Here is a 9,385-nt window from a genome sequence, read left to right on the forward strand (position 1 = left end):
CCACCCGGTCCCGCCCCTTGGGCAACGAGTAAGTGCGCTAACCGATTCGCCGACTCATCAAGCTCCCGATACGTCCACGACCGGTCCCCAAAAGTCAGCGCCACCGCCACCGGGGTCCGCGCGACCTGGGCGGCAAACACATCCGGAATCGACACCGCCGGTGTGGCGGGGCGGTCCAACACGCCACGGTTACCCCACTCGTCCAGGCGGGCCTGCTCATCGACGTCGAGCACCTCGATCGACGACAACAGCCGCGAGGGATCCGCGGTCATTTCGGCCAATATCTGCTGCAAGCGGTTGGCTAAATAGGAGACGTCGAAACTGGCAAAGGGTTGGCCAGCGCCGGCCGTTCTGAGATACAGCCGGTCACCAGCGCCCAGGAAGAACAGCCCGAAGTGGCCGACCGGGCCATGGTTGGTGTATGTCGCCGTTGCCGGGACACCCGCCAGGTCCAGAGTTAATCGAGACGGGATGAAATTGACACCGACCCGATTGGCCACCTGCCCTGGGCCGCGAAGACCGCCGCTCGCCTCCAGGGTGTGCGCTGGAAACCGCTGATGCTGCAGCAACTCTCGTATTCGGGTGTCCACTTGCACACAAAAATCGGCCACCGTGGACTGCGGTGACGCCGTCAACACCAGCGGGACCACCCCCGCAAGCATCCCGGGAAGCATCTTGGATTCCGGACGCACCCGGCGGCTGACCGGGAAATCGAGCACCACCTGCGAGCCGCTACCTGACCAGCCCCGCACCAACAGCGCGCACGCCGCCGTCAGCACCGAGGACCGACGGATCCGCAACGCTTTTGCCAACGGGTGAATGCTGGTAACCACAGATGGGTCCAAGGGGACCTGAGCAGAAGCGGAATAGGAGTCTCCCACGGTCACTGTATCGGGTAACCGATACGCAGGGTCGCCTTCCGGCGGAAGGCGGCTACGCCAGTACGCCCGATCCTGCAGAAAATCGGAGGAGGCTTCGTATTCCGACTCGAAGTCCACCAAGTCGTGCAACGAGCCGAAGTAGGCCGCAGGGATGGGTTTTCCACGAACAATGGCGGTATAGATGGTGGCCAGCCGACGGCTGACCAGCACCATGCCCAACCCATCGATGACGATGTGGTGACAGCATGCGAACAAGTAAAATTCATCACCGCGAGTCTGGAACAACGCAAATTTGAACAGCGGGCCACTTAACGGCATGGGCGTGCGTTGAATCGATGACGCGATCTCACCGACATCCTGTACCGGATCCTGTGCGCCACGCAGGTCGTAAAAAGCCAACTCGACATCCGGGTAATCGATCACCCGCTGCACAACCTGGCCATCTACCTCACAAAACGCGGCCCTGCCCGGTTCAGCCTCACGCACCACCTGGCGGATCGCCTGCTGCAAGTACTCCCGGTCGACGCGGCCCTCGACCCTGGCCAATAAGCCCAACTGCCACTCGGTGGCGCAGCGACCCCTCTCCTGGCCAAGCTGTTGGGCCAGTTCCTGGGCAAGCCAGATGTCTAACTGTCCGCGTGTGAGCGGAAGTGCCCGGTCGTCGAGTTCCATCCGAGTCCACCAACCCAAACGGGGTTACCGCTCAAAAACCGGACCCGCGACCAGCTTCTCGCGCAGACTCTCAGGCCGTACATCGGTCCAATTCTGTTCGATGTAGTTCACGCACGCTCCACGATCGGCCTCGCCATACACCACTCGCCAACCGGCCGGAACATCAGCGAAATCCGGCCACAAACTGTGCCGTTCCTCGTCATTGACTAAGACCACAAAACTGCGACTGTCATCATCGAATGGATTGATGCTCACCGATCCCCCAGACCGTCTAGCCGAGACACATGGTCCGCTCCAAACCATACGACAGCCCAACGCCACCCGTCCCGAAAACTTTCCACAAAACTCCGCCCGCGGCCCGTCAACACTCCTCAGTAACGGCGGGGCCTCCTCTAGCATCTCCGTCCCGACCGATAGTTGACTTGCAACCTTGCCGGATTCTTCAACCCCGGCCGATGCCAACATCCCCGACAGAGTCTTCGGTCCTCAACCACCCCGCAGGACGAGATCAGAGCAATGCGTCAATCATGTTGCGGCACTGCCGTATCGGAAACCGAGGCGATGGCCGCCAGCGGCACTCGAAAACCCGCGCCCCAGCCTGCCGCCCTCATTACGCAAATTCCAGTCCACGACTATGGCGTCCGGCTCGCCGCATCGAGCAAGAGCCACATTCGAATGCTGTCGTTTATCGGCCGCCGCACCGCCGACGATCCCAGATGTGCTCCGGCACCGCCTTTTCGGAGGAAACCAAGTTTGCTCGGAGTGGGCCGACGCCCCAACCGCACGAGCCGCATACCGTGTTACAACTAGCCGTAACGAAGACGAGACGTATCGGCCGCCGACACCGCCTTACGGCCGCTCACCTTACTTGACCTCTTTCAAGCCACAGGTTTGCCAATAGCGCGTGCTGGTGCGATTACTAGGAGGGTACGAGTCGGCAAAAGTTGCTGCGGAATACCTTGCACATCTTGACCTTCCCATCTCAGGCGTCGGTTAGGCGTTACGACCCGTAACACGGCGTGGTGTGACGGGAAGTCCACAAATATGAGCACCGTTCACTAACATTCCCACTGCACCGCTTGCCACGGTGTCGCGGCGCCGACATAGCGGTCAGTCCAGTGCCACCGAAGCCCGCTACGGGGCTGACTGCACCGATCTCGACCGACGACGGCGGTCTACACGTTTTTCATCCGCGGGCCACAATTACGTTGAACGTCCGCTGCAGCCTGAGCATAAAAACAGCTGACATCTCTGCGCCGACGGGCACTGGTGAGCGGGGGGTACGAGCCACCCATTTCGGGCATCTGCCCGTCGATACTCCTAACGGTCCAGTCGCGGGGGCCTGCGGCGGCCCCGATCTGCCTCAGCTTGCGTAGCTGGGTGCGCCGGACTCGTGGCTTACTTCGCTACGGCGAATCAGCAACAGTCGCACCAGGATGCTTTAACTGATATGAACAATCCCAATATACCTAAGTCTCTAATAGTAGCTTGAGCCGTTTCCCATATATTCTGAGCGATTCGGTACTCAACATGTCATAATGTGTGCAGTCGACCGAATGCTCCGTAATGTCGCCGGCGACATAAGGTTCCCAACTTTGCAGCAAAGATGAATCTCGATTGCGTTCGCTTTGTGCAGCAGAGAATATGACAATACTGCCTTCAAATACACCGGGGGCATGTGCTAACAGATATAGTTGATTAAGATTAACGCTTTGGACCATGGTTTCCAGCAGTTGCTTGGGCGGGAAGATAAGATCCACTGCTTCTCGTTGATGAATTAATCCCACTGCCCGTCGGTAGGTAAGGGGCAGCGAATGCGGCGGAATTTCTATCCGGTGAGCTCGTAAGATGTGTTCGAGAACTTTGCCTTCGTCTAGGCATTCGGTCCCTGGACTGACGCCGTTGGTGCCTAATGCAGCATCTAGTAGAACGAGATGTTCGACTACACATCCTCGTCTGTGGAGTTCAATGGCGAGTTCATGAGCTACGATGCCCCCAAAAGACCACCCGAGAATATTGTAAGGCCCGGCAGGATAAATGGCTTGGACCCTGTCTGCATAGCTGGCCGCCAAGCCATGAATCGATCCAGGTTGACATTCGCCGTTTTGCGCTATTTGGTTAATCCCAATAATCGGGCAATCCAAATAATCACCCAGAGCCCTATTTGGCCAGCTAAGGCCGAAACCGTCATGAATACAGAAGAGCGGAACCCCGGTACCCTCCTTGAGCACCTCAACGGCAACCACCTCCACCGCCCCAGCATCGCTGGATATTCGCCGACTCAAGCTTCTCACGGTTGGCGCCTGGAAGATGGTGCGCACCGGAAGACCCGCATTCAGGTCGGCGTTGATCGCGGCAATGAGGCGCATCGCCGACAGAGAATCCCCACCGAGTTCAAAGAAGGAGTCGTCCACGCCGACCCGCTCGAGCCCCAACACTTGGGCGTAGATGCCGGCCAAGGCCTTCTCGGTGGGTGTAACCGGGGCGCGGTAACCATCGCCTATGTAATCCGGCGCCGGCAGGGCACGTTTGTCGAGTTTGCCGTTGACCGTCAGTGGTACCGCCTCAATCACCACAATCGCGGCCGGCACCATATAGGCCGGCAACCGCTGCGCCAGCTGGGCGCGGCTCACAACCGGATCGACCGTCCCAGAACCAGAAGCAGATTTGGTGACGTAACCCACCAGGCGCTTCTCGCCGGGGCGGTCCTCGCGAGCGACCACCACCGCCTGCCCGACCCCGTCTAAACCGGCCAGCGCTGTCTGAATTTCGCCGAGCTCGATGCGATACCCGCGGATCTTGACCTGCTCATCGGCACGTCCCACGTACCGCAGCTGGCCGTCGTCGCGCCAGCAAACCAAATCCCCGGTCCGATACATCCGCGCCCCGGCGCCCCCGAAGGGGCAGGCCACAAACCGCGACCCGGTCAGCCCGGGCCGGCGCCAATACCCGACCCCCACGCCGCGACCCGCCACATAGAGTTCGCCGACCACCCCGGCCGGTACTGGGCGCAGCCACTGATCCAGCACCAACAGGGCCGCCCCCGACACCGGCGCCCCAACCGGCGGAACCCCCGACCCTGCCAACAACGGGGCGCTGATCGCCACACACATCGTGGTCTCCGTCGGCCCATAAGCGTTGACCATTACCCGCCCCGGCGCTAAGCGATCCACCATTCCAGCCGGACATGCCTCACCGGCGACCACCAACGTCGCCGACCCCAACCCGTCCGGCGAGAGCATCGCCATCGCTGAGGGGGTTTGGGTGAGCACGTCGATCTGTTCAGCGATCAGAACGGCATGCGACTCATCCGGGGAAGCGGTCACCGTCTCGGGCAATACAACCAACCGGCCCCCACCCAGCAAGGCACCGAAAATCTCCCATACCGAAACATCGAAGGAGTACGAATGACACTGGGACCACACCCGGTCTTGGCCTAAGCGCGTGTCCAGTGATTCCAGCAACTGGGTCACGTTCTGATGAGTAACGGCAACGCCTTTGGGAATCCCCGTGGTGCCCGAGGTGTAAATTAGGTATGCGATATCATCCGGGGCTGGGCCCGGCGGTGGTGTGCTGGGCTGGGCGGCGACACTGGGGTCCTCGACGTCGATGACCCGCATGCCATATCCGTCGAGAGCCGACCCTAGGCCCGCCGTGGTCAAAGCGGCAATCGGCGCGGCATCGCTGAGCATGAACTCGATGCGGGCCGTCGGCAGGCCCGGGTCGATCGGCACATAGGCGGCCCCACTCTTGAGTACAGCCAGGATCGCGATGATGGCCCGAGCCGACCGCGACATCAGCAGCCCCACATACTTACCGGGACCGGCGCCATGCGTAACTAACAAGTGCGCCAAGCGGTTCGCTGCCGCATCCAGCTCCCGATATGTCAGGGAAAGGCCTCCACAAGTGAGCGCTACGGCCTCGGGTGTGCGGGCCACCTGGTCGGCCCACAACTGTGTGATCGACACCGTCGGCGCGCCCGGGCGGGTCAACACACCTCGGTTGCCCCAGCCATCGAGGCGGGCGTGCTCCTGCGCATCGAGCACATCGATCGAAGAGACGGGCTGCAAAGGGTCAGCAGTCATCGCCACCAGCACGCGCTGAAACCGCTGGATCAAGGTTTCGATGCTCGCCGCCTCGAACACATCGGTGCGAAATTGAACCGCCCCGCCGATCCCGGCTGGCTTCCCCGTTTCGGTGAAATGCTCGGCCAGAGAGAACGCCAAATCCATTCGCGCAGCACGGGTATCGGCTGGCATCGGGCTGACGTGCATATCGCCCAAGCTGAAGTCCGTAATAGCGTTGTGGTGCCCAGGCAGGTTCTGCCAAATCAACATCACCTGCACCAGCGGGTGATGGGCCAGCGAGCGGGTGGGGTTGAGCCGCTCCACCAATACTTCAAAAGGCACATCCTGGTGCTCAAAGGCGGCCAGACTGCGCGCCCGCACCTGCCCCAACAACTCGGCCACACTAGGATCCCCGCCCAGATCGGCCCTCAACACCAACGTGTTGACGAAAAACCCGACCACCTCATCGAGCGCCGGGTCACGACGCCCAGCGATCGGGAAGCCGACGGCCACATCGGCGTTGGCGCTCAGTTTGGCCAGGAGCACGGCCAGGGCGGACTGGATCACCATGAAACTGGTTACGTGATGTGCGCGGGCCACCCGCGCGATCTGCTGCTGTAGCTCCGCCGGCCACTCCACGGTGATGCTGGCCCCGCGATAATCGGCCACCGCCGGATACGGCCGATCCGTCGGCAATACCAGCCGATCAGGCATCCCGGCCAACGCACCCTGCCAGTAAGCCAACTGCGCGCCGATGCGACTGTGCGGATCCTCGAGATTCCCGAACTGGGCACGCTGCCACAATGTGTAATCGGCATACTGCACCGCCAACGGCGCCCAACTTGGAGTCTGGCCTTGAGCGCGGCTCGTATAGGCCACAACCACATCGCGTACCAACGGAGTCACCGACCAGCCATCCGCGGCGATATGGTGCACCACCACCACCAACACATACTCGTCCTCGGCCACGTGGAAAAGCCGCGCGCGGAAAGGGATCTCGGTTGCCAGATCGAATGTGTAACGTGCTGCGGCCTCGATCGCCTCATGCAGGCGGGTATCCGGCCACCCGGTGGCGTCGACCACGCTCCAGCCCAACTCGGCCTGCTCAGCGGGAATCACCAGTTGCTCGGGTATGCCCTCGACCGCGGGGAAAACCGTGCGCAGGCTCTCATGCCGGCCCACTACATCGACCAGCGCCGCTGCCAACGCGTCGGTGTCAAGCTTGCCTTGCAGGCGCACGGCCACCGGCATGTTGTAGACCGGGGACGGGCCCACCAGCTGATCGATGAACCACAACCGGGACTGAGCAAACGACAACGGCAGCCGCCCCGGACGCTCGCCGGCCACCACCGGCTCCAACCCACCGGCGTTCCCACCGAGGCGGGGCGCTAACTGCCCGATGGTGGGCGCCTCGAAGACCGCACGCACCGAAAGACCTGCATCCAAACCAGTGTTGATTGCATCCACGAGACGCATCGCCGACAGCGAATCACCACCCAACTCGAAGAACGAGTCGTCTACCCCCACCCGGTCGACCCCGAGCACCTGCACATAAATCCCGGCCAACACCTCCTCGAGGACACTGCCAGGGGCGCGATACCCATCGGCATCGGCGTACTCCGGGGCCGGCAACACACGGGTGTCGAGTTTGCCGTTGACCGTCAGTGGGAGGGCATCGAGCACGACGATTGCGGCCGGCACCATGTAGGTTGGCAGGCGCTCCGCTAGCTCGGCGCGGATCGCGACGGGATCGACCGTCCCGGTCACATAACCCACCAGGCGCCTAACATCGGGCCGGTCCTCCCGGACGAGCACCACCGCCTGCTCCACCCCAGCCAAACTGGCTAGCGTTGCTTGGATTTCACCCAGTTCGATGCGATGCCCGCGGATCTTGACCTGCTCATCGGCGCGGCCCACATACCGCAACTGGCCGTCGTCAGCCCACCGCACCAGATCCCCGGTGCGATACATCCGGATCCCGGCGCCGCCGAACGGGCACGCCACAAACCGCGACGCGGTCAAGGCCGCCCGGCGCCAATACCCCACCCCCACACTGCGACCGGCCACATACAGTTCGCCGACCACTCCGGGAGGCACCGGACGCAGCCCGCCATCGAGCACAAATAACGCGGTCCCTGACACCGGCGAACCGATCGGAGGTACCCCCGAACCAACGTGAAGTGGGAAGCCAACCGTCACGTTGACCGTGGTTTCCGTTGGACCGTACTCATTTATCAAGGTGCTGGTGGGGGCATACCGGTCCACCACTTCCGCAGGGCAGGCCTCGCCGCCGACGATCAGCGTCACCCCGTCAAGTCGGTCAGGGGGCAAAGCCGCTAGTGCTGACGGTGTCATCTTTGCGTGAGACACTTTCTGCTCTGCTATTAGCTTTGCCAATTCTATGCCCGGCAGCGCCTGCTCGGCGTCCGGAATCACCGCAGCAGCTCCCGTCAGTAAGGCAAACCACATATTCCCGACGGATGCGTCAAAGACCAACGGAGCGAACTGCAAGATTCGGCTATCGCCCCTGATAGCAACGCGCTCGGCATGTGTCGCGACCAGATCGGCGATGCCAACATGTGTGACGGCGACCCCCTTGGGGACACCGGTCGTGCCCGAGGTGTAGATGATGTATGCGATGTTGTAGGCATCCGGGCAGGGCAGCGAGACGGCCGACTGGCTGTCGATCACGGGGTCATCGACATCGATGACCGACAGGTTGTATCCGTCTAGCCGCGACCGCAACTCGGTGGTGGTGATGGCCGCCGTCGGGGCGGCGTCGGCGAGGATGAACCCGATACGGGCGTCAGGTTCCTTGGGGTCGATCGGCACATAGGCCGCCCCGCTCTTGAAGATTGCCAGGATGGCGATGATCGCGTGCGTGGAGCGAGGCAGAAGCACTATCGCCACATCACCGGGGCCCACACCCCGGCTGGTTATGAGATGTGCCAACCGGTTGGACGCCTCATCGAGTGCGCGGTAGCTCAGAGTGCGGCCTTCGTATACCAGCGCCGCTGCCTCGGGTGTGCTCGCGACCTGGGCGGCAAATGCCTGCGGGATGGAGACCGGCGGGGCGGCGGGGCGGCTCAGTATCGCCCGGTTGCCCCAGTTATCCAGGCGGGTGTGTTCATGCGCATCGAGCACATCGATCGAGGACACCGGCTGGGACGGGTTGGCCATCATAGCCACCAGCACGCGGCTCAATCGCTGGATCAGGGTGTGGATGCTGCCGGGGTCGAAGATGTCGGTGCGAAACTCCACCGCGCCCCTGATCCCAGCGGGCTCACCCGTCTCAGTGAAGTGTTCAGCAATCGAGACCGCCAAATCCATACGGGCAGTGTGGGTGTGCACTGTGAACGGGCTGACCTTCGCCTTCCCCAAACTCAGATCGTCGAGATCGTTGTTGTGCCCGGGCACGTTTTGCCAGGCCAGCATTACCTGTACCAGGGGGTGATGTGCCAGCGAGCGGGTGGGGTGGAGCCGTTCTACGAGCACTTCGAAGGGCACGTCTTGGTGCTCAAAGGCGGCCAGGCTGCGGGCACGCACCTGGGCTAGTACCTCTTCGATGGTCGGGTTGCGGGCCAGATCGACGCGTAATACCAGGGTGTTGACGAAGAACCCGACCAGCTCATCTAGAGCGGGGTCGCGCCGGCCGGCGATCGGGAACCCGACGGCCACATCACAACTCGTGCTGAGTTTGGCCAACAAGACTGCTAGGGCGGCTTGGAGCACCATGAAATTGGTGGCGTTGTGTGCGCGGGCCAG

Annotated in this window: 3 protein-coding genes; all 3 read right to left on the reverse strand. The window is 62.2% G+C overall.

Translation table 11 applies throughout. The features are described 5' to 3' along the window. On the reverse strand, positions 1–1,553 hold a 1,553-nt coding region (locus tag A5692_RS08575; protein ID WP_156765988.1), incomplete at its 3' end, for a condensation domain-containing protein. 24 nt (positions 1,554–1,577) lie between these two features. Continuing rightward, positions 1,578–1,808 carry an MbtH family protein gene (locus tag A5692_RS28140; RefSeq protein WP_082962477.1) on the reverse strand — a complete coding sequence of 77 codons (231 nt, stop codon included), beginning with the start codon at positions 1,806–1,808 and terminating at the stop codon, positions 1,578–1,580. Positions 1,809–3,022: 1,214 nt separating this feature from the next. Next, the coding region (locus tag A5692_RS08580; protein ID WP_156765989.1) for a non-ribosomal peptide synthetase at positions 3,023–9,385 on the reverse strand (6,363 nt) is incomplete at its 5' end.

The organism is Mycobacterium sp. E342, assembly GCF_001667665.1.
In the GTDB taxonomy this organism is placed as follows: Bacteria; Actinomycetota; Actinomycetes; order Mycobacteriales; family Mycobacteriaceae; genus Mycobacterium.